The 25,577-nt window shown below is 65.8% G+C and carries 26 protein-coding genes and 1 tRNA gene; 14 read left to right on the top strand and 13 right to left on the bottom strand.

From position 1 onward, the window contains the following. Positions 1 to 123 precede the first annotated feature (123 nt). From ABD05_RS01405 to ABD05_RS01360, 10 genes are all read right to left on the bottom strand, one after another. Positions 124 to 885 (bottom strand): SDR family oxidoreductase, encoded by a 762-nt coding sequence (locus ABD05_RS01405; RefSeq protein WP_047898631.1) that lies wholly within the window; start codon positions 883 to 885, stop codon positions 124 to 126. Between the two features lie 22 nt (positions 886 to 907). Further along, positions 908 to 1,489 (bottom strand): LOG family protein, encoded by a 582-nt coding sequence (locus tag ABD05_RS01400; RefSeq protein ID WP_047898630.1) that lies wholly within the window; start codon positions 1,487 to 1,489, stop codon positions 908 to 910. Continuing rightward, positions 1,486 to 2,244: a TetR/AcrR family transcriptional regulator gene (locus ABD05_RS01395; protein WP_047898629.1), complete on the bottom strand. Its 759-nt coding sequence runs from the start codon at positions 2,242 to 2,244 to the stop codon at positions 1,486 to 1,488. Before ABD05_RS01395 ends, ABD05_RS01400 begins: the two co-directional genes overlap by 4 nt. A gap of 213 nt (positions 2,245 to 2,457) precedes the next feature. Next, positions 2,458 to 2,994, bottom strand: a complete 537-nt coding sequence (locus ABD05_RS01390) for a diacylglycerol kinase (RefSeq protein ID WP_047898628.1) — start codon at positions 2,992 to 2,994, stop codon at positions 2,458 to 2,460. Beyond that, complete coding sequence (locus tag ABD05_RS01385) at positions 2,991 to 4,025, bottom strand: glycosyltransferase family 4 protein (RefSeq protein WP_047898627.1); 1,035 nt, start codon at positions 4,023 to 4,025, stop codon at positions 2,991 to 2,993. Before ABD05_RS01385 ends, ABD05_RS01390 begins: the two co-directional genes overlap by 4 nt. Positions 4,026 to 4,054: 29 nt before the next feature. After that, entirely contained in the window at positions 4,055 to 4,993 is a 939-nt protein-coding gene (locus tag ABD05_RS01380) for a UDP-2,3-diacylglucosamine diphosphatase (protein ID WP_047898626.1), read from the bottom strand. Between the two features lie 223 nt (positions 4,994 to 5,216). Then, positions 5,217 to 5,723 carry an RDD family protein gene (locus ABD05_RS01375; RefSeq protein ID WP_047898625.1) on the bottom strand — a complete coding sequence of 169 codons (507 nt, stop codon included), beginning with the start codon at positions 5,721 to 5,723 and terminating at the stop codon, positions 5,217 to 5,219. Positions 5,724 to 5,729: 6 nt separating this feature from the next. Then, positions 5,730 to 6,485, bottom strand: coding sequence for a DUF3106 domain-containing protein (locus tag ABD05_RS01370; RefSeq protein ID WP_047898624.1), 756 nt, complete (start codon positions 6,483 to 6,485; stop codon positions 5,730 to 5,732). A 26-nt stretch (positions 6,486 to 6,511) separates the two neighbouring features. Continuing rightward, the gene (locus ABD05_RS01365) at positions 6,512 to 6,937 is read right to left on the bottom strand and encodes a DUF3619 family protein (RefSeq protein WP_047898623.1); all 426 of its coding nucleotides are present in this window, start codon (positions 6,935 to 6,937) and stop codon (positions 6,512 to 6,514) included. Beyond that, entirely contained in the window at positions 6,934 to 7,497 is a 564-nt protein-coding gene (locus ABD05_RS01360; RefSeq protein ID WP_047898622.1) for an RNA polymerase sigma factor, read from the bottom strand. Before ABD05_RS01360 ends, ABD05_RS01365 begins: the two co-directional genes overlap by 4 nt. A gap of 356 nt (positions 7,498 to 7,853) precedes the next feature. On the opposite strand from ABD05_RS01360, the gene ABD05_RS01355 reads away from it, so the two are divergent. The 6 genes from ABD05_RS01355 to ABD05_RS01330 all read left to right on the top strand — a co-directional run bounded on the left by ABD05_RS01355 (position 7,854) and on the right by ABD05_RS01330 (position 14,866). Continuing rightward, on the top strand, positions 7,854 to 9,617 hold the full coding sequence (locus ABD05_RS01355) for an acetolactate synthase 3 catalytic subunit (protein ID WP_047898621.1): 1,764 nt from the start codon (positions 7,854 to 7,856) through the stop codon (positions 9,615 to 9,617). 112 nt (positions 9,618 to 9,729) lie between these two features. Beyond that, complete coding sequence (ilvN, locus tag ABD05_RS01350) at positions 9,730 to 10,221, top strand: acetolactate synthase small subunit (RefSeq protein ID WP_006750445.1); 492 nt, start codon at positions 9,730 to 9,732, stop codon at positions 10,219 to 10,221. Positions 10,222 to 10,325: 104 nt separating this feature from the next. Beyond that, complete coding sequence (gene ilvC / locus ABD05_RS01345) at positions 10,326 to 11,342, top strand: ketol-acid reductoisomerase (RefSeq protein WP_047898620.1); 1,017 nt, start codon at positions 10,326 to 10,328, stop codon at positions 11,340 to 11,342. Positions 11,343 to 11,469: 127 nt separating this feature from the next. Further along, on the top strand, positions 11,470 to 12,114 hold the full coding sequence (locus tag ABD05_RS01340; RefSeq protein WP_047898619.1) for a phosphatidylserine decarboxylase: 645 nt from the start codon (positions 11,470 to 11,472) through the stop codon (positions 12,112 to 12,114). Positions 12,115 to 12,129: 15 nt separating this feature from the next. Continuing rightward, complete coding sequence (gene pssA / locus ABD05_RS01335; protein WP_047898618.1) at positions 12,130 to 13,002, top strand: CDP-diacylglycerol--serine O-phosphatidyltransferase; 873 nt, start codon at positions 12,130 to 12,132, stop codon at positions 13,000 to 13,002. 319 nt (positions 13,003 to 13,321) lie between these two features. Continuing rightward, entirely contained in the window at positions 13,322 to 14,866 is a 1,545-nt protein-coding gene (locus ABD05_RS01330; RefSeq protein WP_047898617.1) for a 2-isopropylmalate synthase, read from the top strand. Positions 14,867 to 14,937: 71 nt separating this feature from the next. Here the strand turns inward: ABD05_RS01330 and ABD05_RS01325 are convergent, their stop codons facing one another. The 3 genes from ABD05_RS01325 to ABD05_RS01315 form a co-directional block, all read right to left on the bottom strand. Beyond that, positions 14,938 to 16,488: a SulP family inorganic anion transporter gene (locus ABD05_RS01325; protein ID WP_047898616.1), complete on the bottom strand. Its 1,551-nt coding sequence runs from the start codon at positions 16,486 to 16,488 to the stop codon at positions 14,938 to 14,940. A gap of 33 nt (positions 16,489 to 16,521) precedes the next feature. Beyond that, the gene (locus tag ABD05_RS01320; protein WP_047898615.1) at positions 16,522 to 17,163 is read right to left on the bottom strand and encodes a carbonic anhydrase; all 642 of its coding nucleotides are present in this window, start codon (positions 17,161 to 17,163) and stop codon (positions 16,522 to 16,524) included. Between the two features lie 382 nt (positions 17,164 to 17,545). Next, positions 17,546 to 18,058: a hypothetical protein gene (locus ABD05_RS01315; protein ID WP_047898614.1), complete on the bottom strand. Its 513-nt coding sequence runs from the start codon at positions 18,056 to 18,058 to the stop codon at positions 17,546 to 17,548. Between the two features lie 169 nt (positions 18,059 to 18,227). On the opposite strand from ABD05_RS01315, the gene ABD05_RS01310 reads away from it, so the two are divergent. The 8 genes from ABD05_RS01310 to ABD05_RS01275 all read left to right on the top strand — a co-directional run bounded on the left by ABD05_RS01310 (position 18,228) and on the right by ABD05_RS01275 (position 25,526). After that, positions 18,228 to 19,487: a branched-chain amino acid ABC transporter substrate-binding protein gene (locus tag ABD05_RS01310; protein ID WP_047898613.1), complete on the top strand. Its 1,260-nt coding sequence runs from the start codon at positions 18,228 to 18,230 to the stop codon at positions 19,485 to 19,487. A gap of 106 nt (positions 19,488 to 19,593) precedes the next feature. Next, positions 19,594 to 19,863: a 30S ribosomal protein S15 gene (gene rpsO, locus ABD05_RS01305; RefSeq protein ID WP_006398792.1), complete on the top strand. Its 270-nt coding sequence runs from the start codon at positions 19,594 to 19,596 to the stop codon at positions 19,861 to 19,863. A gap of 291 nt (positions 19,864 to 20,154) precedes the next feature. Continuing rightward, the gene (gene pnp, locus ABD05_RS01300) at positions 20,155 to 22,302 is read left to right on the top strand and encodes a polyribonucleotide nucleotidyltransferase (RefSeq protein WP_047901025.1); all 2,148 of its coding nucleotides are present in this window, start codon (positions 20,155 to 20,157) and stop codon (positions 22,300 to 22,302) included. 148 nt (positions 22,303 to 22,450) lie between these two features. Beyond that, complete coding sequence (locus ABD05_RS01295; protein ID WP_047898612.1) at positions 22,451 to 23,470, top strand: NAD(P)H-quinone oxidoreductase; 1,020 nt, start codon at positions 22,451 to 22,453, stop codon at positions 23,468 to 23,470. A 141-nt stretch (positions 23,471 to 23,611) separates the two neighbouring features. After that, positions 23,612 to 24,367 carry a triose-phosphate isomerase gene (tpiA, locus tag ABD05_RS01290; RefSeq protein ID WP_047898611.1) on the top strand — a complete coding sequence of 252 codons (756 nt, stop codon included), beginning with the start codon at positions 23,612 to 23,614 and terminating at the stop codon, positions 24,365 to 24,367. A gap of 72 nt (positions 24,368 to 24,439) precedes the next feature. Next, a complete protein-coding gene (secG, locus tag ABD05_RS01285; RefSeq protein WP_047898610.1) occupies positions 24,440 to 24,817 on the top strand; it encodes a preprotein translocase subunit SecG in 378 nt (125 codons plus the stop codon). Positions 24,818 to 24,928: 111 nt separating this feature from the next. Then, positions 24,929 to 25,013, top strand: a tRNA-Leu gene (locus ABD05_RS01280). 153 nt (positions 25,014 to 25,166) lie between these two features. Then, the gene (locus ABD05_RS01275; protein WP_006398798.1) at positions 25,167 to 25,526 is read left to right on the top strand and encodes an NADH-quinone oxidoreductase subunit A; all 360 of its coding nucleotides are present in this window, start codon (positions 25,167 to 25,169) and stop codon (positions 25,524 to 25,526) included. Positions 25,527 to 25,577 lie beyond the last annotated feature (51 nt).

Raw genomic sequence — 25,577 nt, 5'->3', positions numbered from 1 at the left:
ATGTACGCTAGTAGATCACGGAACTATTACGGATGTTTACTGAAACCGTCACGAAATTGTGAAGATTTGTGGCGCTGTGACGACAGATAGCTTGAGGCGGCGGTTTTGATTTGCCGCGCGCGGTTACCGGCCGCCGCCGACGTCGAGCAGGGCGCCCGTCGTGTAGGACGCCGCGTCGCCGAGCAGCCAGACGATCGCTTCGGCGATTTCCTGCGCTTCGCCCGCGCGGCCGAGCGGCGTTTGCGCGCCGAGGCGGGCCGCACGGCCCGGCTGGCCGCCACTCGCGTGTATTTCGGTCTCGATCAGGCCGGGTCGCACCGCGTTGACGCGCACGCCGTGCGGGCCGAGTTCCTTCGCAAGGCCGATCGTCAGCGAGTCGACCGCGCCTTTCGAGCCCGCGTAGTCAACGTATTCGTTCGGCGAGCCGAGCCGGGATGCGATCGACGATACGTTGACGATCGCGCCGCCCTGGCCGCCGCGGTCGGTGGACAGCCGGCGCGCGGCTTCGCGCGCGCACAGGTACGCGCCGAGCACGTTGGTGTCGAACATCCGCCGCAGCCGGTCGGCCGGCATGTCGGCGAGCGGCATCGACGGCGCGACGATGCCCGCGTTGTTGACGAGCGCGTCGAGGCGTCCGAACGCGGCCGCGACGGTGTCGAACATCGCGACGACGTCGGCTTCGTTCGCGACGTCGCCCGCGACCACGCATGCACGGCCGCCCGCGTCGCGGACGGCCTGCGCGGTGAGTTCGGCCGCCGCCGCGTCGCGCGCGTAGTTGATGCCGACGTCCCAGCCGCGTTCGGCCGCGAGCACGGCGGTCGCGCGGCCGATGCCGCGGCTCGCGCCGGTGATGAGAACGGCCTTGCGGTCGGACGGTGCGGTCATCGTGTGCGGTTCCCGGGAAGGGTTACTTCGCTGCGTCGGGCGCCCACTTGTCGTTGGCGGGCGGCTGGTAGCGGCGCAGCCGCTCGATCAGTTCGATCGGTTCCGAATCGACGCACAGCGCGTCGAAATAGGCCGGACGCATGAAACCCTCGTCGACCGTATGGCGCAGCAGCGCGATCAGCGGATCGTAGAACGAATCGATGTTGTAGAGCGCGACGGGCTTGCGGTGATAACCGAGCTGCGCCCACGTGTAGACCTCGAAGAGCTCCTCGAGCGTGCCGGCGCCGCCGGGCATCGCAACGAACGCGTCGGCGAGGTCGGCCATCATTTTCTTGCGGTGGTGCATGTCGGGCACGACGTGCAGTTCCGACAGCCCCGTATGGCCGACTTCCTTGTCGACGAGCAGTTCGGGGATCACGCCGACCGCACGGCCGCCGGCCGCCATCACTTCGTCGGCGATCACGCCCATCAGGCCGACACGGCCGCCGCCGTACACGAGCGTGATGTCTGCATCGACGAGCGCTCGGCCGAATGCGCGCGCGGCGTCGGCATAGACGGGTCGCACGCCGGGCGACGAGCCGCAGTAAACGCAGACCGCCTTCATTGCTTGGAATCCTTGATGGGAGCCTGCCCAACGGTGACCGGGCTGTCGGCGGGGCGGGGCGAACCGTCGCGCGGCGGCAGGTAGTCGGTGAACTGGCGCTTCGGCAGCTTGCCGGAGACCAGGTCGTCGAACAGCTGGCGCGAACGGCCGCGCAGGTACGGCGCCATCACGGAGATCACGTGCATGCTGACCTGGTGCAGTTCCTCGCGGATCGCGTCCTGGTCGTTGTACTTGCGCGGATGCATCACGTACTGATACGACAGCCAGTACGTCGAAATAACGGCCATGTTGGTGGCGATGACCTCGATCTCGGCGGGCGTCGCGACCATCTCGGCGTCGGACACGAGCAGCTCGCACATCTCGCGCGCGAAGCGCACCTTGTGGCTGATGATCTGCTTGAAGTGCGTCTCGAGCGTGCGGTTGCGGGCGAGCAGGTCGTTGAGGTCGCGATACAGGAACCGGTAGGTCCACATGAAATCGGCCATGTACTGCAGGTACGACCAGGTTTCGTCGATCGTCGGACGGTGATCTTCGGGAAAGCGCAGCCGCCGTTCGATCTGCTGCTCGAACTGCGCGAAGATGCTGTTGATGATGTCGTCCTTGTTGCGGAAATGGTAGTACAGGTTGCCTGGACTGATTTCCATTTCCTCGGCGATCGTCGTGGTCGTGACGTTCGGCTCGCCGATCTCGTTGAAGAGTTTCAACGACAACTCGAGAATCCGTTCGCGGGTGCGGCGGGGAGGTTTCGCTTCCATGTCGTCCGGCCCTGTGTGTGCCGGACTGGCGGGCGCTGCAATCGATGCTGCGTGATTCGTCCGGCGCGGGTTGCTGTTCTATGTCTAGCGGACGATTATAAACCGGGGTTTCGCCACATCGGGCGCATTTCGTGATCGCGGCCCCGCGCGACGGATGGTGCAGCGCCGCACGCGGGCGGTGTGCAACGCGCCCGCAGGCAGCCGTCCGGAAGCCTAGAAGCCGAGCCAGTGCGCGACGAGCGGGCCGAGCACGAAGCCCCAGGTCGTCACGCACGCGAACAGCGCGACCGTCACGGCCGCGCTGCCGAGGTCCTTCGCGCGCTTGGAGAGTTCGTGGCGCTCGAGCGAGATGCGGTCGATCGCGGCCTCGACGCTCGAGTTCAGCAGTTCGACGATCAGCACCAGCAGCACCGAGCCGATCAGCAGCGCGCGTGACGCAGCCGGCACCGGCGCGAACGCGCCGATCGGGAGCATCAGCGCGGCGAGCGTGAGCTCCTGGCGAAACGCGCTCTCCTCGCGGATCGCGACACGGAAGCCGTTCAACGAATGCTTGAGTGCGTACCATGCGCGCGTGATGCCGCGATGGCGCTTGTACGGGTTCGGCGGCAGCGGCGTCAGTTGATCGTCGGGGCCGAGCGGCTCGGACGCGTGCGCGTCCGTGTCGCCATGCGGCTCTTCCTCGTCGAACGGGCGGTGCCGTTGCGGCGTCGCGGCGGGGGGCGGGGTCTTGTCGTTCAGGTCTCGTTTCAAACGGCGGCACCTTCGGCTGGCGAGTACGCGGTCTTCGGCAGCGGCTTCAGATGCGATGCGAACTGCTCGGACGCCGCGCGCCACGAGAAGCGTTCTGCCCACGCGCGCGCAGTCGTGCGTTCGATCTTCAGCGCTTCGAGGCAGGCTTCCTGCAGGTCCTCGTGCATCGTACCCGCGTCGCCGCCGCTGAGCACGTCGATCGGGCCCGTGACGGGATACGCGGCGACCGGCGTGCCGCAGGCGAGCGCCTCGAGCAGCACGAGGCCGAACGTGTCGGTGCGACTCGGGAACACGAACACGTCGGCCGCAGCATACACCTTCGCGAGCTCGGCCTGTGACAGCACGCCGAGATAGTTCGCTTCCGGGTAGCGCGACTTCAGTTCCGCGAGCGCGGGGCCTTCGCCCGCGACCCACTTCGAGCCGGGCAGGTCGAGGCGCAGGAACGCCTCGACGTTCTTCTCGATCGCGACGCGGCCCACGTACAGGAAGATCGGCCGCGCGGTGTTGAGCACCTTCGACTCCATCGGGCGGAAGATGTCGAGATCGACGCCGCGCGTCCACAGCACGACGTTCGTGAAGCCGAACTTCTCGAGATCCTGCTTGACGACCGGCGTCGGCGCCATCACCGCGAGCGACGGGCCGTGGAACCAGTGCAGGAAGCGGTAGGTTGCGGCCAGCGGGATGCCGAAGCGCGCCTGCACGTATTCCGGAAAGCGCGTGTGGTATGCGGTCGTGAACGGCAGCTTGTGGGTGCGCGCATAGCGTCGCGCGGCGAGGCCGAGCGGGCCTTCGGTCGCGATGTGCAGCGCGTCGGGCGCGAACGCATCGATTCGCGCGCGCAGCTTGCGGTACGGCAGGATCGACAGGCGGATCTCGGGGTAGGTCGGGCAGGGCACCGTGCGGAACTCGAGCGGCGTCAGCAGTTCGACGCGGTGGCCGAGCGCCGTGAGTTCACGCGACGTGCTCTTCAGCGTGCGCACGACGCCGTTGACCTGCGGTTCCCACGCGTCGGTGACGATCATGATCTTCATCGCGGCATTGTCCTGTAAGTAGGGTTGTGTCAGGCAGTGGCCTTGGCCTTGCGCGACGTGGTCTCCGACGGCGCGGTGCGCATCACCGTCCAGTAGACGATCTTCAGTTCGCCTTCCATCGTTTCGACGAGCGCGGACAGGCTTTCGACCCAGTCGCCGTCGTTGCAGTACAGCACGCCGTCGATATCGCGGATCTCGGCCTTGTGGATGTGGCCGCACACGACGCCGTCGCAGCCGCGGCGGCGCGCCTCGTCGGTCATCACGGTCTCGAACTGCGAGATGAAGTTGACCGCGTTCTTGACCTGGTGCTTCAGGTACTGCGACAGCGACCAGTACTGGAAGCCGAGCCGGCTGCGGATCCGGTTGAACCAGCGGTTCAGCACGAGGATCAGCGTGTACAGCGTGTCGCCGAGGTACGCGAGCCATTTCGCGTGCTGGATCACGCCGTCGAACAGGTCGCCGTGCACGATCCACAAACGTTTGCCCGCGAGCGTCGTGTGGAACGCCTCGCCGCGCACCTGGATGTCGCCGAACGCGAGGTCGCAGAACTGTCGCGCGCCTTCGTCGTGGTTGCCGGGGATGTAGACGACCTGCGTGCCCTTGCGCGCCTTGCGCAGGATCTTCTGCACGACGTCGTTGTGCGCCTGCGGCCAGTACCAGCCTTTTTTCAACTGCCAGCCGTCGATGATGTCGCCGACGAGGTACAGGTATTCCGAATCGTTGTGACGCAGGAAGTCGAGCAGGTACGGCGCCTGGCATCCGCTCGAGCCGAGGTGGATGTCGGACAGCCAGATGGTGCGGTAGCGATGCGCGGACGGGTCGGGATCGTCGTGCTGCGTGGCGTGCTCGGCAGGCGGTTCTTGCGACGCCAGGTCATCGGCTGCGGCCGAGCCGGACAGGAAGGCGGTGACGGCGCGGGCGCCGATCGGGTGACGGAAAAGAGAGGTCGCGGACGTTTTCTGGCCCATGCATGACTCGCGCCGGTTGACATTACCGGCATTCCGCCATGCGGGCGTGACTGTGCCGTGACAGTCACGAGACGTTCTTATTACGACCTATGCAGGGTGTTTAGCAGTGAATGAACGGGGTTGTGCAATCTGCCGCACCGAACGGTCGGCGGTTGCCTGGCAGGCCGTCAGGCGAGGTGGCGGAGGCTTGGGCGAGCTGATTTCGTCTGGCGAATGCGGCGCGTCAGCGCGGCATGGCGACGACGCGCGTGCGCGCGATCCGGTCGTGCGGAAACTGGCCGCCGGCATGCAGCCGCGCGGCGCCGGCCCATGCGACGATCCATGCGGCGGTGAGCGCCAGCGTGACCGGCACCGACAGGCCGAGCAGCGGATGCAGTGCGAGCGGCGGCAGGAACCACAGCCAGCCGAGCGCATAGCGGACGAGCGCGTGGCCGGCGCGCAGCGGCCGGCCGCTCGACGATTCGAGCCGCAGCCGCCAGGTCTTCATCGGCAGCGTCTGGCCGCCATGGGTCCAGAACCAGATGAAGTACGCGCCGACGACGAGCGCGATCCACGCGGCGAGCAGGTTGTGATGGACGAGGCCGTTGCGCTGCTGCGTCGCGAGGCTGAACGCGAGCCCCGCGAAGAACACGACGCCGAACAGCAGCACGCCTTCGTAGAGCAGCGCGGCGAGACGCCGCCGCACGGACGGCGCGGTGGCCGGAGTCTCGGGTGCGCGGGCGTTCGCCACGGCCGCTCAGGAGCCTTTGAACAGCGAAGGCGCGTCGGCGGGCGACACCGGCGCCACTGGAGCGGGCGCGGACGCGGCGCCGGCCGTCGACGACGCGGGCACCGGCGGCGCGGCGGCGCCGGCCGAGGCGAGCGCCGGTGCGGTGGCCGCACCGCTTGCCGGGTGATCGTGCGAATTGACGAGGCGGCGGACGTCACGGTCGGCGACGGTCGGCGGCGCGCTGACGACGCTCGGCCGGCGGCGCCGCTCGGCCGCGGCGAGACGCTCCTTCTGCTCCTCGGGGAGCTGCTGGTAGGCCTTCCACGCGCGCTCGCGCGCCTGCGCGGAAAGCTCCTTCGCGCTCTGGTAGTTCTCTCGCGCGACGCGGCGCTGCTCGGGCGTCATCCGCGCCCATTCGGACATCCGGTCCTGCAGGCGCTTTTGGTCATCCGGCGTCAACTTCGCGAAACGCGATGCGATCTTCAGCCATTTGCGCTTGCGGGCGTCGCTGAAGCCGTCCCACTGGTCGGCGAACGGCGCGAGTGCCGCGTGCTGCGCCGGCGTGAGGCGTGCCCACGACAGCGGGCCGGTGGCGGCCGGCAGGGGCAGCGGCGGGAGGTCGGTGGTCAGCCCGGTCGCGGCCGATGCGGGCGCGGCAGGGCTGCTGGCCGTGACGGAAGTCGTCGCGGGGGACGGGTGGAATCGCGAATAGGTGGCGACGTAGGAAACGGCGATCGCGATCACGCATCCGAAAAATACGGCCAGGCCGCGCTTCTGACTCACCCGTGCGATCCCCTCGTTATTGTCTGTTAGTGAGCGCGCGAAAGATACGCGTTGAACCCGTGATCGAGATACGCGTTGAGCGGCAAGTCGTCGCTGAGCATCGCCGCGTCGATGTCGGCGAGCTCGGCGGTGCGCTGCATGTCTTCCCAGTAGGCGATGCCGATGAGCCCCGCGAGCAGCAGCGCGAGCGGCCACGCGCGCAGCAAACGGCGCGCGAACGACGCCTGCGGGCGGCTCGTGGGCGCCGGGCCGTAGGCGCCGGCCGCGCCGGCGAAGGCCGGCACGAACACCGGCGCGGTCGCGGGCTCGGGCTTCTTGCGCGCGAGCGCAGCCCGGCGGGCGACGGCCAGCCGATCGGTGGTCGCGGCTGGCAGTTCGGCCGCGCGTTCATCCAGCGCGCGGCGCACCTTCAGCGCGAATTCGTGTTCTCGGTTTGCGGGAGTGGAGCTCATAGCGTGATTCCTTTGGCCTTGAGCGCTTGCGCCAGGGTGTGGGTGGCTCGTGAGCAGTGCGTCTTGACGCTGCCTTCGGAGCACCCCATTGCGGCGGCAGTCTCGGCGACATCCATATCTTCCCAATAACGCATCAGGAACGCTTCCCGTTGACGCGCCGGAAGTTTCTGGATTTCTTCGTCGATCAGGGCCAGAACCTGCTCTCTTTCGAGGCGGTGCTCGCTGCTCTCGACGCCCGCGTTGTCGTCCGCGGATTCGAGCGTTTCGAGCGGGTCGAAGTCTTCGTCGTCGGTGTTGTTCAGCGACGAGAAGAGCGTGACCCAGGTGTTGCGGACCTTCTGCCGGCGGAACCAGTCGTGGATCGTGTTCTGCAGGATCCGCTGAAAAAGCAGCGGCAACTCGGCCGCCGGCCGGTCGCCGTATTTCTCGGCCAGCTTGATCATCGCGTCCTGCACGATGTCGAGCGACGCATCGTCGTCACGCACCGCGTACGCAGCCTGCTTGAACGCGCGCCTTTCGACGCCCGCCAGAAAGTCGGCGAGTTCCTTGTCTGATGCCATTCCGTGAAGGTATGCGCTGCGGACCGCTGCGTGGTGTAAAAGGTCGAAAAATTTCGTAAAACCCGCGGATGCTAACAAATTTTCACGCTGCTTGGCACCGGGTTGGGCGCCGCGCGTTGCGCGCGAGCCGCGGCGGCGGGGTGCCGGGCGGCGCGCATGATGCGCTGCGGGATATTTTGCTTGACGACCCAATCACGACCCGCTATCGTCAACGATTCGCAACATGAAGTGATGGTCTCATTTGAGGCTGGCCCAAGAAGCCCGCCCTTCAAACTGGACGCGCCGCTTGAACCCGAGCCACAAGCCCGGCAGAGAGCACCCGATCAATTTTTTGCCGAAAATTCGAAAGGTCAAAGATGAACATGCCCAGCGCGGAATTCTCCACGTCGGAACCCCTTTCCCCTCCCGATAGCGACTCCATCGGCGCCACCGTGCTCATGAAGGCACTGGCCGACGAGAACGTCGAATTCATCTGGGGCTACCCCGGCGGCTCGGTTCTCTATATCTACGACGAGCTTTACAAGCAGGACAAGATTCAGCACGTGCTGGTGCGCCACGAACAGGCGGCCGTGCACGCAGCCGATGCGTATGCACGTTCCACCGGCAATGTCGGCGTCTGCCTCGTGACGTCGGGCCCCGGCGTCACCAACGCGGTGACCGGCATCGCGACGGCGTACATGGATTCGATCCCGATGGTCGTGATCAGCGGCCAGGTGCCGACTGCCGCGATCGGCCAGGACGCATTCCAGGAATGCGACACGGTCGGCATCACGCGCCCGTGCGTGAAGCACAACTTCCTCGTGAAGGACGTGCGCGACCTCGCGGAAACCGTCAAGAAGGCGTTCTATATCGCCCGCACCGGCCGTCCGGGCCCGGTGCTGATCGACATCCCGAAGGACATCTCGAAGACGCCGTGCCAGTACGAGCCCGTCAAGAGCGTGTCGCTGCGTTCGTACAATCCCGTCACGAAAGGCCATTCGGGCCAGATCCGCAAGGCCGTGTCGCTGCTGCTGACGGCGAAGCGTCCCTACATCTACACGGGTGGCGGCATCATCCTCGCCGACGCGTCGCGCGAACTGAACCAGTTCGCGGACCTGCTCGGCTACCCGGTCACGAACACGCTGATGGGCCTCGGCGGCTATCGCGCGTCGGACAAGAAATTCCTCGGCATGCTCGGCATGCACGGCACCTACGAAGCGAACATGGCGATGCAGCACTGCGACGTGCTGATCGCGATCGGTGCCCGCTTCGACGACCGCGTGATCGGCGATCCGGCGCACTTCGCGTCGCGTCCGCGCAAGATCATCCACATCGACATCGACCCGTCGTCGATCTCGAAGCGCGTGAAGGTCGACATCCCGATCGTCGGCGACGTGAAGGAAGTGCTGAAGGAGCTGATCGAGCAGCTGCAGACAGCCGAGCACGGCCCCGACACCGACGCGCTCGCGCAATGGTGGAAGGACATCGAGGGCTGGCGCTCGAAGGACTGCCTGAAGTTCGACCGCGAAAGCGAGATCATCAAGCCGCAGTACGTGGTCGAGAAGGCGTGGGAGCTGACGGACGGCAATGCGTTCGTGTGCTCGGACGTCGGCCAGCACCAGATGTGGGCCGCGCAGTTCTACCGTTTCAACAAGCCGCGTCGCTGGATCAATTCCGGCGGCCTCGGCACGATGGGCTTCGGCCTGCCGGCAGCGATGGGCGTCAAGATGGCGCACCCGGACGACGACGTGCTGTGCATCACGGGCGAAGGCTCGATCCAGATGTGCATCCAGGAACTGTCGACCTGCCTGCAGTACGACACGCCCGTGAAGATCATTTCGCTGAACAACCGCTACCTCGGCATGGTTCGCCAGTGGCAGCAGATCGAATACAGCAAGCGCTATTCGCATTCGTACATGGATGCGCTGCCCGATTTCGTGAAGCTCGCCGAAGCGTACGGCCATGTCGGCATGCGGATCGAAAAGACCTCGGATGTGGAGCCGGCGCTGAAGGAAGCGCTGCGCCTGAAGGATCGCACCGTGTTTCTCGACTTCCAGACCGATCCGACCGAAAACGTCTGGCCGATGGTACAGGCCGGCAAGGGCATCACCGAGATGCTGCTCGGATCGGAAGATCTGTAACGGCGCGACGCGCGCTCAGGCCGGATGCGGCCGCCTTCACGAAGGGCGGTGCGGCACGCGGCGGCGCGCGGCGCGAGTGAATCGACACGGACACATTCTGGAAGAAGCGAACATGAGACACATCATTTCCGTCCTGCTGGAGAACGAACCGGGCGCGCTGTCGCGTGTGGTCGGTCTGTTTTCCGCACGCGGCTACAACATCGAAACCTTGACGGTGGCGCCGACCGAAGACCAATCGCTGTCGCGGCTCACCATCGTTTCCATTGGCTCCGACGACGTGATCGAACAGATCACGAAGCATCTGAACCGCCTGATCGAGGTGGTGAAAGTGGTGGACCTGACCGACGGTGCACACATCGAACGCGAGCTGATGCTGATCAAGGTACGTGCAGTGGGCAAGGAGCGCGAAGAAATGAAGCGGATGTCGGACATTTTCCGCGGCCGCATCATCGACGTGACCGAAAAGACCTACACGATCGAATTGACGGGCGCGAGCGACAAGCTCGACGCATTCATCCAGGGGCTGGACGCGAGCGCGATCCTCGAGACCGTGCGTACCGGCAGCTCCGGCATCGGACGCGGCGAGCGCATCCTGAAGGTGTGATGCCGAAATGCCAAACAGGCACGCCGGGTGCGCCGTCATGTCCCGGCCCGCAGTACTCCATCCGAACGAATTGTTGAATTTTTGAATTAGCGAAGGAACCCATCATGAACGTTTTCTACGACAAAGACGCTGACCTCTCCCTCATCAAGGGCAAGCAAGTCACGATCATCGGCTACGGCTCGCAAGGCCATGCACACGCGCTGAACCTGAAGGAAAGCGGCGTGAACGTGACGGTCGGCCTGCGCAAGGGCGGCGCGTCGTGGAGCAAGGCCGAAAACGCCGGCCTGTCGGTCAAGGAAGTCGCGGAAGCGGTGAAGGGCGCGGACGTCGTCATGATGCTGCTGCCGGACGAGCAGATCGCCGACGTGTACGCGAAGGAAGTGCACGCGAACATCAAGCAGGGCGCGGCGCTGGCATTCGCGCACGGCTTCAACGTCCACTACGGCCAGGTGATCCCGCGCGCCGACCTCGACGTGATCATGATCGCGCCGAAGGCACCGGGCCACACCGTGCGCGGCACGTACTCGCAAGGTGGCGGCGTGCCGCACCTGATCGCGGTTGCGCAGAACAAGTCGGGCGCGGCCCGCGACATCGCGCTGTCGTACGCGGCAGCGAACGGCGGCGGCCGTGCGGGCATCATCGAGACGAACTTCCGTGAAGAGACCGAAACCGACCTGTTCGGCGAGCAGGCCGTGCTGTGCGGCGGTACCGTCGAGCTGATCAAGGCCGGCTTCGAGACGCTGGTCGAAGCAGGTTACGCGCCGGAAATGGCGTACTTCGAGTGCCTGCACGAACTGAAGCTGATCGTCGACCTGATCTACGAAGGCGGCATCGCGAACATGAACTACTCGATCTCGAACAACGCCGAGTACGGCGAGTACGTGACGGGCCCGCGCGTCGTCACGGAAGAGACGAAGAAGGCGATGAAGCAGTGCCTGACCGACATCCAGACGGGCGAGTACGCGAAGAGCTTCATTCTCGAGAACAAGGCAGGCGCTCCGACGCTGCAATCGCGCCGCCGCCTGACGGCCGAGCACCAGATCGAGCAGGTCGGCGCGAAGCTGCGCGCGATGATGCCGTGGATCGCGAAGAACAAGCTCGTCGACCAGACGAAGAACTAAGCACCGCGTGCTGTTCCGGCCCTTCGAGTGGAGGGTCGGCATCAAAAAGCCGTCCGAAGGCAGCAGTGCCCCGGGCGGCTTTTGTTATGCTACGGGCTTTGCAATTCACCGAACACAGAACGAATCCATGAACTATCCTCATCCGATCATCGCGCGCGAAGGCTGGCCGTTCATCGCGATTGCTGCCGTCATCGCGCTGTTGATCCACGCCGTCGGGGGCTTCGGCTTCGCGTGGCCGTTCTGGCTGCTGCTCGCTTTCGTCGTCCAGTTCTTCCGCGATCCGCAGCGCCCGATCCCGGCGCAGCCGAACGCGGTGCTGTGCCCGGCGGACGGCCGCATCGTCGCGGTCGAGACCACCCAGGATCCGTACGCGAACCGCGAAGCGCTGAAGATCAGCGTGTTCATGAATGTCTTCAACGTCCATTCGCAGCGTTCGCCTGTCGATGGCGCGATCTCGAAGGTCGAGTACTTCCCGGGCGCGTTCCTGAACGCGGCGATCGACAAGGCGTCGACCGAGAACGAGCGCAATGCGGTCGTGATCCAGACGGCGAGCGGCAAGACCGTCACCGCCGTGCAGATCGCAGGCCTCGTCGCCCGCCGGATTCTCTGCTACGTACGCGCCGGCGAGCCGCTGTCGCGCGGCCAGCGCTACGGGTTCATCCGCTTCGGTTCGCGCGTCGACGTGTACCTGCCGATCGGCAGCCGCGCGAAGGTGTCGATCGGCGAGAAGGTCTACGCGTCGTCGACGATCCTCGCCGAGCTCGAACAGTAAGCGGCGGGGCGCACGATGGCCGCATTCAAACCACGCCGGCCGCGCAACGGCTCCGGCCAGACGCCACGCCCGTTCCGCCGCAACAAGGGGATGGCCGCCGATCCGGTACCCATCGAGAGCCGCCGTGCCACGCGCCAGCGGTTCCTGAGGACGCGCGGCATCTACCTGCTGCCGAACGCGTTCACGACCGCCGCGCTGTTCTGCGGCTTCTTCGCGGTCGTGCAGGCGATGAACGTGCGTTTCGAGATCGCCGCGATCGCGATTTTCGTCGCGATGGTGCTCGACGGGATGGACGGGCGCGTCGCGCGCATGACGCATACGCAGAGCGCGTTCGGCGAGCAGTTCGACAGCCTGTCGGACATGGTGTCGTTCGGCGTCGCGCCCGCGCTCGTGATGTACGAGTGGGTGCTGAAGGATCTCGGCCGCTGGGGCTGGCTTGCCGCGTTCGTCTACTGCTCGGGCGCCGCGCTGCGCCTCGCGCGCTTCAATACGAACATCGGCGTCGTCGACAAGCGCTTCTTCCAGGGGTTGCCGAGCCCGGCCGCCGCGGCGCTGATCGCAGGCTTCGTGTGGCTCGCGACCGACAACCGCGTGCCGATGAAGCTCGGCTGGCTGCCGTGGGTTGCGTTCGTGCTGACGATCTACGCGGGCGTGACGATGGTGTCGAACGCGCCGTTCTACAGCGGCAAGGCGCTCGACGTGCGGCACCGCGTGCCGTTCGCGGCGATCCTGCTCGTCGTCGTCGCGTTCGTGCTCGTGTCGTCCGACCCGCCGCTGATGCTGTTCTGCCTGTTCGTGCTGTACGGGCTGTCCGGTTATGTGTTCTGGGCCTACATGGCGATCCGCGGGCGCGCGAATCCGGCACGCTCGTCGCAGCGCGATCACTGACCTGACGCGCGATCTGCCCGGAAACGGCGGCCTCGGGGCCGCCGTTTTCATTTGCCCCTTTTTCGAACGGGGGCAGCCGGAACCCGGGGTGCCGTCCGATTGCGCGCCCAACGGAATGCCGCTATAGTCTTCGGCATGACTGCATTTTCCCGCCTCTCCCTCCTTCTAGCCGGTGCGCCGCTACGCGCGCTAGCGTTGGCGCGCCTGCCGCGCTGACCGTTCTCGCCCTCCGTCAAGCTTCGTCTGTTGTTGAGCGTCGCCAGCGGTGGCGCGATCTCATTACGTTTGACTTCCGTATAAAGAGCCCTGGAGCCCCCCCATGACAGACAAGCTGATCATTTTCGATACGACGTTGCGTGACGGCGAGCAATCGCCCGGCGCGTCGATGACGAAGGAAGAGAAAATCCGCATCGCGAAGCATCTCGAGCGGATGAAGGTCGACGTGATCGAGGCCGGTTTCGCGGCCAGCTCGAACGGCGATTTCGATGCGATCCACACGATCGCCGGTCTCGTGAAGGACAGCACGATCTGCTCGCTGGCCCGGGCCAACGACAAGGACATCCAGCGTGCGGCCGACGCACTGAAGCCGGCCAACAGCTTCCGGATCCACACGTTCATCGCGACGTCGCCGCTGCACATGGAAAAGAAGCTGCGGATGACGCCCGACCAGGTGTTCGAGCAGGCGCGCCTCGCGGTGCGTTTCGCGCGCAAGTTCACCGACAACGTCGAGTTTTCGCCGGAAGACGGCAGCCGTTCCGACCTTGATTTCCTGTGCCGCGTGCTGGAAGCCGTGATCGCCGAAGGCGCGACGACGATCAACATCGCCGACACGGTCGGCTACGGCGTGCCCGAGCTCTACGGCAACCTCGTGAAGACGCTGCGCGAGCGCATTCCGAACTCGGACAAGGCGATCTTCTCCGTGCACTGCCATAACGACCTCGGGATGGCCGTCGCGAACTCCCTCGCCGGCGTGAAGATCGGCGGCGCGCGTCAGGTCGAGTGCACGATCAACGGTCTCGGCGAGCGCGCGGGCAACACGTCGCTCGAGGAAATCGTGATGGCGGTGAAGACCCGCAAGGACTACTTCGGCCTCGACGTCGGCATCGACACGACGCAGATCGTGCCGACGTCGAAGCTCGTGTCGCAGATCACCGGTTTCGTCGTGCAGCCGAACAAGGCGGTGGTCGGCGCGAACGCGTTCGCGCACGCGTCGGGCATCCATCAGGACGGCGTGCTGAAGGCGCGCGACACCTACGAGATCATGCGTGCGGAAGACGTGGGCTGGTCCGCGAACAAGATCGTGCTCGGCAAGCTGTCGGGCCGCAATGCGTTCAAGCAGCGCCTGCAGGAACTCGGCGTGTCGCTCGACAGCGAAGCGGAACTGAACGCCGCGTTCATGCGCTTCAAGGATCTCGCCGACCGCAAGGCCGAGATCTTCGACGAGGACATCATCGCGATCGTGTCCGAGGAATCGGCATTCGCGCACGAGCAGGAACACTTCAAGTTCGTGTCGCTGTCGCAGCGTTCGGAGACGGGCGAGCAGCCGCAGGCGAAAATCGTGTTCGCGGTCGAAGGCAAGGAAGTGACCGGCGAGGCGCGCGGCAACGGTCCGGTCGACGCGACGTTCAACGCGATCGAAGGCGAAGTCGGCAGCGGTTCCGAACTGCTGCTGTACTCGGTGAACGCAATCACGACCGGCACGCAGGCGCAGGGCGAAGTGACCGTCCGGCTGTCGAAGAGCGGGCGGATCGTCAACGGCGTCGGTACCGATCCGGACATCGTCGCCGCGTCCGCGAAGGCGTACATCTCCGCGCTGAACAAGCTGCATTCGAAGGACGACAAGCTCAACCCGCAGCGCTCGTAAGCGCCGCGCGCAGCGCATCACGAAACGCCCCGTGCGGCCCTGCGCCGCCGGGGCGTTGTTTCATCTGCCGCTCATTCGGCGGCCGGCGCGCGGAACAGCCAGCGGCGCGTAGCCGCGCGGGGCACCGGGCTGCGTCGGCGGAACTCGACCGCGATCCCGCGCTGCGGCGCATCGGCGACGAACGCGTCGAGCAGTTCGAGCACGTCGTGATCGATGTAGTCGGCGCGCGTCGCGTCGATGATGACCGCTGCGCGGTCCGGAATGTGTCGCAGGTGGTGCTTGACCTGGACCTTGCCGAGAAACGACACGTCCTTGCGGAACGACAGCAGGAAGTGGTCGTCGTGCTGCGCAAGCGTGACCGGGCTCTTCAGGTTCGCGACGGCGACCGCCAGCACGCTGCATGCGAGGCCGAGCGCGATGCCGAACAGCAGGTCGACCGCCAGCACGCCGCCGATCGTCGCGGCGAACGGCACGAACGCGGCCGGCCCTTGCTTCATCACGGAGCGGAACAGCGCCGGTTTCGCGAGCTTGAAGCCGGTGTGGATCAGGATCGCGGCCAGGCTCGCGAGCGGGATCAGGTTGATCAGGCCGGTGAGCGCGAACACGCTCGCGAGCAGCAGCATCCCGTGGACGATTGCCGACATCCGGCTCTGCGCGCCCGCATTGACGTTGACCGAGCTGCGCACGATCACCGACGTGATCGGCAGGCCGCCGAACGCGCCCGCGACGAGATTGCCGACGCCCTGGGCTTTCAGCTCGCGGTCGGGCTGGGTCGGCCGGCGCTTCGGATCGATCTGCTCGACCGCTTCGAGGCTCAGCAGCGTCTCGAGGCTCGCGACGACCGCGAGCGTGATCGCGACGCGCCACACGTCCGGATTGACGAGCTGCGCGAAGTTCGGCCCGAGCTCCGCGTGCTTGAGCGATGCCGCGAAGGCCGCGAACGATCCGAGCTCAGGCAGCGTCACGCGATGGGCGGCGCCCGGCGCGACCGACGGCGCGACGAAGCCCAGCACGAGCGTCGCGCCGATGCCCAGCACGACGACCGCAAGCGGCGCGGGTACCGAGCGCACCAGCGTGAAGCGGCGCAGCGCGGGCGTGTCCCATGCGATCAGCAGCGCGAGCGAGGCGAGCGCGATGGCCGTGGCGGCCCACGCGACCGGCAGCCCCGGCCAATTCGCAAACGATTGCGCTGCCGAGCCGCCGATGCCGAACGCGAACGGAATCTGCTTCACGATCAGCAGCAGGCCGATCGCGGCGAGCATGCCCTTGATGACGGGCGACGGCACGTACGCGGCGAAGCGGCCGGCGCGCAGCATGCCGAACCCGAACTGCAGCACGCCGGACAGCAGCACCGCGAGCAGGAACGCGGAGAAGCTGCCGAGTTGCGCGATTCCTTCGACGACGATCACGACGAGGCCGGCGGCCGGCCCGCTGACGGACAGCGACGAGCCGCTTAGCAGCGCGACGACGATGCCGCCGACGATGCCGGACACGAGCCCGGCGAACGGCTCGACGCCGGACGCATTGGCGATGCCGAGGCAGAGCGGCAGCGCGACGAGGAAAACGACGATGCCGGCGACGATGTCGCGCGGCAGGGTGGACAGGCGCTCGTTCAGTTTCATGGTTGGGGCGATTTCATTGGCGTAAGGGGGGAATCAGCCGAGCGCGGCGGCCGTTGCGGCCTGCACGGGTTCGACGTCGGCGGGCGGTGTCGTGTAGCCGGAATCGAGTTCCAGCAGGCGGCCGTCGGCGAGCGAAAAGATCCAGCCGTGCACGAGCGGCGGCCGTTCCCGGCCGCGCACGATCGGCGATGCGCGCAGCAGCCGTACCTGTTCGAGCACGTTCAGCTCGGCGAGGCGGTCGGCGGCGGCCGTGTCGTCGAGACCGTCGAGCGTGTCGCGATTGCGCCGCGCGAGCGCGCAGAGCGGCGCGATGCGGCGCGCGACGTGCGGCAGGTCGGACGGTGGCGGCAGCAGCGACGCGCGCACGCCGCCGCACCCGTAGTGCCCGCACACGATCACGTGGTCGACCTGCAGCACGCGCACCGCGTACTCGAGCACGCTGGCGGAATTGTCGTCGTCGGGATGGAACAGGTTCGCGATGTTGCGATGAACGAACAGCTCGCCGGGTGCGCAGTGCGTGATGGTTTCGGCCGGCACGCGGCTGTCCGAGCAGCCGATCCACAGCACGCGCGGATTCTGGCCGCGCGCGAGCGCGTCGAAAAAGCCGGGCATGTGTTCGCGCGTCTCGCGGGCCCACGCGATGTTGGCAACCAGCATGCTCTTGGGGCGATTCATGAGGACTCCTTTATGATAAAGGCAAATAAATATCGACGGAAATGGCGCAACAGGAGTCTTTCTAAACTGAAAGGTTGAATTTGGACTGATATTAGGGGTATGCCCTAGCATTCCGGGGGCGTTGAAACAAATTGTTTCAAATTGATTTGGCGTAGTGCATTGCGTGCACCAACCCAACGCATGACATGCATTGCGCCTGCCTGTTTCCACGCAAAGGCCCGCATGACGGGGATTTCAGCGTGCTGCCATCGGAATGTCATCGATCGGAAAAGATTTCCGTCATATTTTCTGAATTAATCGGGTGGCGGAAAAAAGGAAATGGCCATTCACGCAATAATTCGTGAATGGCCATTGTGAAAGTTGCGCGTAAATGCGTAATCGGTCAGAACAGGTTGCGGCGATCGGGATCGTGCAGCGGGTCCGGCGTTTTCTGCGTGATGCGAAGGATGCCCTGCGGATCGAAGTAGAAGCTGTACATCATGTACCAGACGTTGTCCTCGAGATACCGGTACGTCCACACCTCGCGCTTCATCAGCGGGAAGTAGGACGTCTCGACGGGGCGTCCGAAATTGACGAGGACATCGGTCTTCGTCCACTTGCCGATCTCCGCACGATAGAACTCGCTCGGCTGCAGCACCTGGCGCACGTTGACGATCTTGTGGGCCGCGTCGACGTCGGCCGCGACCGTGACCTCGCCCATCGGCTGGGTCGGCCACATCAGGCGTTTGCCGCCGCCGGGCAGGTCGTAGATCTCGCGCGGCGGGCCCATGCGCGCGACGATCGCCGACTCGTCCTGGCCGGCCTGGTATTGCTGCCACGGTTGTGCGCAACCGGCCAGCAGCGCGGCGGCACAGGCGAACAGCACCGGCAGGCGCGCGGGAATGCGTATGCGCATGGGGATTCTCCAGAATACGGAAACAAGTCCCGTTGTATCACGGACGGCGAGCGACGGCACATCGTGCAGAAAAAATCGGTCCGGATCGCCGGCGCTGCCGCGCTTGCGGCCGGCAGGGGCGCCGGCCTATGATCCGCGCTTCTCGGGCAGATTGAAGGGTAGGTAGCCGATGCAGGGATGGAAGCGGTGCGCGCTCGCATTGAGCGCGGGGTGGATGCTGGTGTCGTCCGCGTTTGCCGGCGGCGAGCCGGTGCGGATCGCGCTGATCGAAGGGATGTCGGGCCCGTTCGCGAACGCGGGCGCGGCAGTCGAGCGCAATCTGCGCTTCGGCGTCGAGCAGGTCAACGCGGCAGGCGGCGTGAAGCTGCGCGACGGCGCACATCCGCTCGAGCTCGTCGTGCTCGACAGCAAGGGCAGCCCGGAAGAGGCGCTCGTGCAGTTGCGCGCGGCCGCGGACCGGCATATCGGTTTCGTCGCGCAGGGCAACAGTTCGGCCGTCGCGGCCGCGCTCGTCGCGGCGCTCGACAAGCTGAACGCACGCGACCCGGACAACCGGATGCTGTTCCTCAACTATTCGGCCGACGATCCGGCGCTGACCGGCGCGCGCTGCAGTTTCTGGCATTTCCGCTTCGATGCGCACGCGGGGATGCGGATGGCCGCGCTCGCGGACGTGATGGCGCGCGACCGCGCGCTGCGCAAGGTCTATCTGCTGAACCAGGACTACAGCTTCGGCCATGACGTCAGCACGCTCGCGCGGCAGGCGCTGGCCGCGCGGCGCCCGGACGTGACGATCGCCGGCGACGAATTCCACCCGATCGGCCGGATCAAGGATTTCTCGCCGTATATCGCGAAGATCCGCGCGAGCGGCGCGGACGCCGTCGTGACCGGCAACTGGGGCAACGACCTCACGCTGCTCGTGAAGGCGGCGCGCGAGCAGGGGCTGAATGCGACGTTCTATACGTTCTACGGCAACAGCCTCGGCGCGCCGGCCGCGCTCGGCGATGCCGGGGTCGGGCGGGTCGTGGCCGTGGCCGACTGGCACCCGAACGCGGGCGGCGCGAAATCGGACGCGTTCTACCGCGCATTCCGAACCCGTTTTCCGACCGCGCGGGACGACTATCCGGTGCGGCGGATGAGCCTGATGATCGAGATGCTGGCCGCCGCGATGAACCGCGCGGGGGCGGCCGACCCTGCCGCGGTCGCGCGTGCGCTCGAGGGCCTGTCGTTCGACGACGGCTTCCATGCGTCGCGGATGCGCGCACAGGATCATCAGTTGATCCAGCCCCTTTATGTGATGGAGATGGACAAGGCCGGCACGCCGGGCGTGCGCTTCGACAACGAGGGTTCGGGCTACGGTTTCCGGACGGTGCTCGCGGTGCCGGCGCAGCGCACGGAAATGCCGTCGACCTGTTCGATGACGCGCCCGTGACAGGGGCGGTAGGAACGGTGGGGAGTTGTGTTACAATGCCCGCCGGTTGTAAGTCACGGCACGGCCATTCTTCCGTGTCCGCCTGTTCAGTTAGAAAGGAAATCACATGTCTGTTGCAGATATCAAGAAGTCGGAAGTCGTTGCTCAGTTCGCCCGCGGTACCAACGACACGGGGTCGCCCGAAGTCCAGGTCGCACTGCTGACCGCACGTATCGTCGAACTGACGGGTCACTTCAAGACCCACGCGAAGGATCACCACAGCCGCCGCGGCCTGCTGCGCATGGTTAGCCGCCGCCGCAAGCTGCTCGACTACCTCAAGGGCAAGGATGCCGACCGTTACCGCGCACTGATCGAGAAGCTGGGTCTGCGTAAGTAATCGAGGCGATTGCCGCCAGCAAGATGCCTGTGTCAGTCCGCTGATGCAGGCATTTTGTTTTTGCGCGGTGCGTAGCGTCACACGCATCGCAGGCTGTCCGGCACGTTGGCGCCGGATGGCCGGAACGGCTGATGCCGGAGTCGGGATTTGTGTCATTCCAGCGCGTCGCTGCACGAGCGCCGCGCTGGAATGGCATAAAAAACACACCTTGCTCCGGGTGATTCGGTCGCGACGCCGCCGCGCGGGATGGCCGGCGCGGCGAATGAAATGCATGCATTCAAAGGAGCAACCATGTCCATGTTCAACAAGGTCGTGAAGGAATTCCAGTGGGGCCAGCACAAGGTGCGCCTCGAAACCGGTGAAGTCGCTCGCCAGGCAAGCGGCGCCGTGATCGTCGACGTCGAAGACACCGTCGTGCTGGCAACCGTCGTCGGCGCGAAGTCGGCGAAGCCGGGTCAGGACTTCTTCCCGCTGACCGTCGACTACCTCGAAAAGACCTACTCGGCCGGCAAGATCCCGGGCGGCTTCTTCCGCCGCGAAGGCCGTCCGTCGGAGCACGAGACGCTGACGTCGCGCCTGATCGACCGTCCGCTGCGCCCGCTGTTCCCGGAAGGCTTCTACAACGAAGTCCAGGTCGTGATCCACGTGCTGTCCGTGAACCCGGAAATCCCGGCGGACATCCCCGCGCTGATCGGCGCATCGGCTGCGCTCGCCGTGTCGGGCCTGCCGTTCAACGGCCCGGTCGGTGCCGCGCGCGTCGCGTACATCGACAACGCCTACGTGCTGAACCCGACGCGTGACCAGATCAAGGCGTCGAGCCTCGACCTCGTCGTCGCGGGTACGGAGCGCGCTGTGCTGATGGTCGAATCGGAAGCCGACCAGCTGTCGGAAGACGTGATGCTGGGCGCCGTGGTGTTCGGCCACGAGCAGATGCAAGTGGCGATCGACGCAATCCACGAACTGGTGCGCGAAGGCGGCAAGCCCGAGTGGGACTGGCAGCCGGCGCCGAAGAACGAGGCGCTGATCGCGCGCGTGACCGAGCTGGCACAGAACGACCTGCTCGCCGCTTACCAGCTCCGCGACAAGCAGGCTCGCTCGACGAAGCTGAAGGAAGTCTACTCGGCGACTTCGGCGAAGCTCGAGGAAGACGCGCAGGCAGCCGGTACGGCTGCGGCCGACAAGGCCACCGTCGGCAACGTCCTGTTCGACATCGAGGCAAAGATCGTCCGTTCGCAGATCCTGAACGGCGAGCCGCGCATCGACGGCCGCGACACGCGCACCGTGCGCCCGATCGAGATCCGCACCGGCGTGCTGCCGCGCACCCACGGCTCGGCGCTGTTCACGCGTGGCGAAACGCAGGCGCTGGTCGTCGCGACGCTCGGCACGAAGGGTGACGAGCAGATCATCGACGCGCTCGAAGGCGAGTACCGCGAGCGCTTCATGCTCCATTACAACATGCCCCCGTTCGCGACCGGCGAAACGGGCCGCGTCGGCTCGCCGAAGCGCCGCGAAATCGGCCACGGCCGCCTCGCGAAGCGCGCGCTGGTCAAGTGCCTGCCGAGCGCCGACGAATTCGGCTACTCGATCCGCGTCGTGTCGGAAATCACCGAGTCGAACGGTTCGTCGTCGATGGCATCGGTGTGCGGCGGCTGCCTCGCGCTGATGGACGCCGGCGTGCCGATGAAGGCGCACGTCGCGGGTATCGCGATGGGCCTGATCCTCGAAGGCAACAAGTTCGCGGTGCTGACCGACATCCTCGGCGACGAAGATCACCTCGGCGACATGGACTTCAAGGTCGCGGGCACCGAGCAAGGCGTGACCGCGCTGCAGATGGACATCAAGATCCAGGGCATCACGAAGGAAATCATGCAGGTCGCGCTCGCGCAGGCGAAGGAAGGCCGCATGCATATCCTCGGCAAGATGACGTCGGCGGTTTCGGGTGCGAACACGCAACTGTCGGAATTCGCGCCGCGCATGATCACGATCAAGATCAACCCGGAAAAGATCCGCGACGTGATCGGCAAGGGCGGTTCGGTGATCCGCGCGCTGACGGAAGAAACGGGCACGACCATCGACATCTCGGACGACGGCGTCGTGACGATCGCCAGCACGAACAGCGACGGCATGGCCGAAGCGAAGAAGCGCATCGAGAACATCACGGCCGAGATCGAAGTCGGCCAGGTGTACGAAGGCACGGTGCTGAAGCTGCTCGATTTCGGCGCGATCGTGAACCTGCTGCCGGGCAAGGACGGCCTGCTGCACATCTCGGAAATCGTCAACGAGCGTGTGAAGGACATCAACGACTACCTGAAGGAAGGCCAGCAGGTCAAGGTCAAGGTGATCCAGACGGACGAGAAGGGTCGCGTGCGTCTGTCGGCAAAGGCGCTGCTGAATGAAGCAGCGGCGGCGTCGCAGTCGGACACGCCGCCGCAGCAGTAAGCGGGCAGGCGGACCAACGGCCGGCAGTGCGAAAGCGCGCCGGCCGTTTTTTCTGTAGCATCGTTGTGCGGCGCAGCAGCGCCGGCGAGGCGCCCGTGCCGCGCGCACGGGTGTGCCATCCGATTCCGATCCTGGAGCCACCCTCACCATGAAAGCCATCGAAATCACCGAATTCGGCGCCCCCGACGTGCTGAAGCTCGCGGAGCGTCCGCGCCCCGAACCGAAGCGCGGCGAGGTGCTGATCAAGGTGGCGGCTTCCGGCGTGAACCGGCCCGACGTGTTCCAGCGCAAGGGCGCCTATGCGCCGCCGCCGGGCGCGTCGGATCTGCCGGGCCTCGAGGTCGCGGGCGAGATCGTTGGTGGCGACCTGTCGGATGCCGCGCTGAACCCGTTCGGCCTGAAGCTCGGCGATCGCGTGTGCGCGCTGCTCGCGGGCGGCGGTTATGCCGAGTATGCGGTCGCACCGCTGCCGCAATGCCTGCCGGTGCCCGACGGGCTCACCGATATCGAGGCTGCGTCGCTGCCCGAAACGTTCTTCACCGTGTGGAGCAACGTGTTCGACCGCGCGCAGCTCGGTGCGGGCGAGGGTGGCGAGCAGGAAACGCTGCTCGTGCAGGGCGGCTCGAGCGGCATCGGCGTGACGGCGATCCAGATCGCGCACGCGCTCGGTTTTCGTGTGTTCGCGACGGCCGGCACTGCCGACAAGTGTCGTGCGTGCGAGGCGCTCGGCGCCGAGCGCGCAATCAACTACAAGACCGAAGACTTCGTCGAGGTCGTGAAGTCGCTGACGCACGATCGCGGCGTCGACGTGATCCTCGACATGGTGGCGGGCTCGTACGTGCCGCGCGAGCTGTCCGCGCTCGCGGACGGCGGCCGGCTCGTGCTGATCGCGCTGCTCGGCGGCGCGAAGGCCGACGTCAACCTGAGCGAGATCCTGCGGCGCCGGCTGACGGTGACGGGTTCGACGTTGCGGCCTCGTCCGGTCGAGTTCAAGGCGCGCATCGCCGCGCAACTGAAGGCGCGTGTGTGGCCGCTGATCGCCGACGGCCGCATCAAGCCGGTGATCTATCGCGTGCTGCCGGCCGCGGAAGCCGCACAGGCGCATGCGCTGATGGAAAGCAGCGAGCACACCGGCAAGATCGTGCTCGATTGGGGTACGAACGCCTGACGGCCCGTGCGGCCGGGCTTGACATGCGCGGTTTGACCGGTTCAAGCCGTGCGCAGTAAAATCGCGGGTTTGCTTCGCCAGATCAAACCTGACGGCCGGTTTCCGGCGCGTTAATGACACAGCGGTGACGAGACAGACACGATGTCGAAACAGAGAACTAAGCGGGTGATCGGCAACTGGAAGATGCACGGCCGGCTGGCCGGCAACCAGACGTTGCTGAACGAAGTGGTGCAGGGCGCGGGCGCGGTGGCGGCCGAAACGTCGGTCGGCGTGTGCGTGCCGTTCCCGTATCTCGCGCAGGTTCAGGCGCAGCTCGACGGCGGCCGTGTCGCCTGGGGCGCGCAGGACGTGTCCGCGCACGAGCAGGGCGCGTTCACCGGCGAAGTGGCGGCTGCGATGGTCGCGGAGTTCGGTGCGTGCTATGCGATTGTCGGTCATTCCGAGCGTCGCGCGTATCACGGCGAACGCAACGAGACGGTCGCGGCGAAGACGCAGCGCGCGCTCGCGGCCGGCCTCACGCCGGTCGTGTGTGTCGGCGAGACGCTCGACGAGCGCGAGTCGGGCGCGACCGAGCAGGTCGTCGGCGCGCAGCTCGACGCGGTGCTGGCCGTGCTGACGGCCGACGAGGCTGCACGCATCGTCGTCGCGTACGAGCCGGTCTGGGCGATCGGAACCGGCAAGAGCGCGACGTCGGCGCAGGCGCAGGACGTGCACGCATTCCTGCGTGCGCGTCTCGCGGCGAAGGGCGCGGCAGACGTGTCCGTGCTGTACGGCGGCAGCGTGAAGCCGGACAACGCGGAAGAGCTGTTCGCGCAGCCGGACATCGACGGGGGCCTGATCGGCGGCGCGTCGCTGAAGGCGGAAGATTTCCTGGCGATCTGCCGGGCCGCGCGTTGAGCGGTCCGCGATCGAATTGAACCATGACGGCGGCCGGTCGATCCGGTCGCCCGATCCAATCGGGTGGGTGTGATGCTGTTATTCAAGACGCTGATTATTGTGGTGCAGGTGCTGTCTGCACTTGGTGTGATTGGTCTCGTGCTGCTGCAGCACGGCAAGGGTGCCGACATGGGCGCTGCATTCGGCAGCGGCGCGTCGGGCAGCCTGTTCGGTGCGACGGGCTCGGCGAACTTCCTGTCGCGCACGACGGGCATTCTCGCGACGATCTTTTTTGTCGCGACGCTCGCGCTGACGTACCTCGGTTCGTACAAGTCGACGCCGTCGGCAGGCGTGCTCGGCGCGGCAGCGACCGCACCGGCATCGGCGCCTGCAGCGTCGGCACCGGCTGTCGCGGCATCCGCTGCCGCGGGTTCGGCTGCAAGCGCGCCGGGCCAGGATGTCCCGAAATAAAAAGTTAAATTTTTTGCGTTTGTGCGTTGAACAATTCTGGAAGCCGGGTTAGAATTTAAGTCTTGAAGCGATTCGCGGGAAACAAGTAGCACAACCCGAGTTGCATGCAGTGCCGACGTGGTGAAATTGGTAGACACGCTATCTTGAGGGGGTAGTGGCGAAAGCTGTGCGAGTTCGAGTCTCGCCGTCGGCACCAAAGTTACTCAATGCCAGCCGCTTCTAGTGGCTGGCATTTTTCATTTCTGGGGTGTGCTTGCGGTTGTCTTGCGATCGCCTGCACTCCGAAATGATTCCTTCCGCCGGAAGTGGTATTCTCCGGACGCTCAGAACCAACCGATAGAGGATTGCCTTGAACCTCGCAGCCTATTACCCCGTCTTGTTGTTCCTCCTCGTGGGCACTGGTTTAGGTATAGCGCTGGTCAGCATCGGCAAGCTCCTGGGTCCCAACAAGCCGGACGTCGAGAAGAACGCACCGTACGAGTGCGGCTTCGAAGCCTTTGAAGACGCCCGGATGAAATTCGACGTCCGGTATTACCTCGTCGCCATCCTGTTCATCATCTTCGATCTCGAAACCGCATTCCTGTTTCCGTGGGGCGTCGCGCTCCGGGACATCGGCTGGCCGGGTTTCATCGCAATGATGATTTTTCTGCTCGAATTCCTGCTGGGCTTTGCCTATATCTGGAAGAAAGGCGGGCTCGACTGGGAGTGATGGGTTAATCGCCGGTTTGCATGGGCGGCCACGCTCGGTCGCTCGTCTGGA

Origin of the sequence: Burkholderia pyrrocinia, from assembly GCF_001028665.1 — a bacterium.
Lineage (GTDB): Bacteria > Pseudomonadota > Gammaproteobacteria > Burkholderiales > Burkholderiaceae > Burkholderia > Burkholderia pyrrocinia.
The sequence above is the reverse complement of the archived record's forward strand: the minus strand, read 5'-3'. Positions and strand labels throughout refer to the sequence as shown.

Excerpts from the sequence above, each read along its gene's own strand:
- ABD05_RS01295 (WP_047898612.1), top strand. The coding sequence starts at position 22,451 with ATGAAAGCCATCGAAATCACCGAATTCGGCGCCCCCGACGTGCTGAAG.
- rpsO (WP_006398792.1), top strand. The coding sequence starts at position 19,594 with ATGTCTGTTGCAGATATCAAGAAGTCGGAAGTCGTTGCTCAGTTCGCC.
- tpiA (WP_047898611.1), top strand. The coding sequence starts at position 23,612 with ATGTCGAAACAGAGAACTAAGCGGGTGATCGGCAACTGGAAGATGCAC.
- ABD05_RS01380 (WP_047898626.1), bottom strand. The coding sequence starts at position 4,993 with ATGGGCCAGAAAACGTCCGCGACCTCTCTTTTCCGTCACCCGATCGGC.
- pnp (WP_047901025.1), top strand. The coding sequence starts at position 20,155 with ATGTCCATGTTCAACAAGGTCGTGAAGGAATTCCAGTGGGGCCAGCAC.
- ABD05_RS01320 (WP_047898615.1), bottom strand. The coding sequence starts at position 17,163 with ATGAATCGCCCCAAGAGCATGCTGGTTGCCAACATCGCGTGGGCCCGC.
- secG (WP_047898610.1), top strand. The coding sequence starts at position 24,440 with ATGCTGTTATTCAAGACGCTGATTATTGTGGTGCAGGTGCTGTCTGCA.
- ABD05_RS01405 (WP_047898631.1), bottom strand. The coding sequence starts at position 885 with ATGACCGCACCGTCCGACCGCAAGGCCGTTCTCATCACCGGCGCGAGC.
- ABD05_RS01395 (WP_047898629.1), bottom strand. The coding sequence starts at position 2,244 with ATGGAAGCGAAACCTCCCCGCCGCACCCGCGAACGGATTCTCGAGTTG.
- pssA (WP_047898618.1), top strand. The coding sequence starts at position 12,130 with ATGGCCGCATTCAAACCACGCCGGCCGCGCAACGGCTCCGGCCAGACG.
- ABD05_RS01360 (WP_047898622.1), bottom strand. The coding sequence starts at position 7,497 with ATGGCATCAGACAAGGAACTCGCCGACTTTCTGGCGGGCGTCGAAAGG.
- ABD05_RS01340 (WP_047898619.1), top strand. The coding sequence starts at position 11,470 with ATGAACTATCCTCATCCGATCATCGCGCGCGAAGGCTGGCCGTTCATC.
- ABD05_RS01385 (WP_047898627.1), bottom strand. The coding sequence starts at position 4,025 with ATGAAGATCATGATCGTCACCGACGCGTGGGAACCGCAGGTCAACGGC.
- ABD05_RS01325 (WP_047898616.1), bottom strand. The coding sequence starts at position 16,488 with ATGAAACTGAACGAGCGCCTGTCCACCCTGCCGCGCGACATCGTCGCC.
- ABD05_RS01365 (WP_047898623.1), bottom strand. The coding sequence starts at position 6,937 with ATGAGCTCCACTCCCGCAAACCGAGAACACGAATTCGCGCTGAAGGTG.
- ABD05_RS01400 (WP_047898630.1), bottom strand. The coding sequence starts at position 1,489 with ATGAAGGCGGTCTGCGTTTACTGCGGCTCGTCGCCCGGCGTGCGACCC.
- ABD05_RS01330 (WP_047898617.1), top strand. The coding sequence starts at position 13,322 with ATGACAGACAAGCTGATCATTTTCGATACGACGTTGCGTGACGGCGAG.
- ilvN (WP_006750445.1), top strand. The coding sequence starts at position 9,730 with ATGAGACACATCATTTCCGTCCTGCTGGAGAACGAACCGGGCGCGCTG.
- ABD05_RS01310 (WP_047898613.1), top strand. The coding sequence starts at position 18,228 with ATGCAGGGATGGAAGCGGTGCGCGCTCGCATTGAGCGCGGGGTGGATG.
- ilvC (WP_047898620.1), top strand. The coding sequence starts at position 10,326 with ATGAACGTTTTCTACGACAAAGACGCTGACCTCTCCCTCATCAAGGGC.
- ABD05_RS01315 (WP_047898614.1), bottom strand. The coding sequence starts at position 18,058 with ATGCGCATACGCATTCCCGCGCGCCTGCCGGTGCTGTTCGCCTGTGCC.
- ABD05_RS01355 (WP_047898621.1), top strand. The coding sequence starts at position 7,854 with ATGAACATGCCCAGCGCGGAATTCTCCACGTCGGAACCCCTTTCCCCT.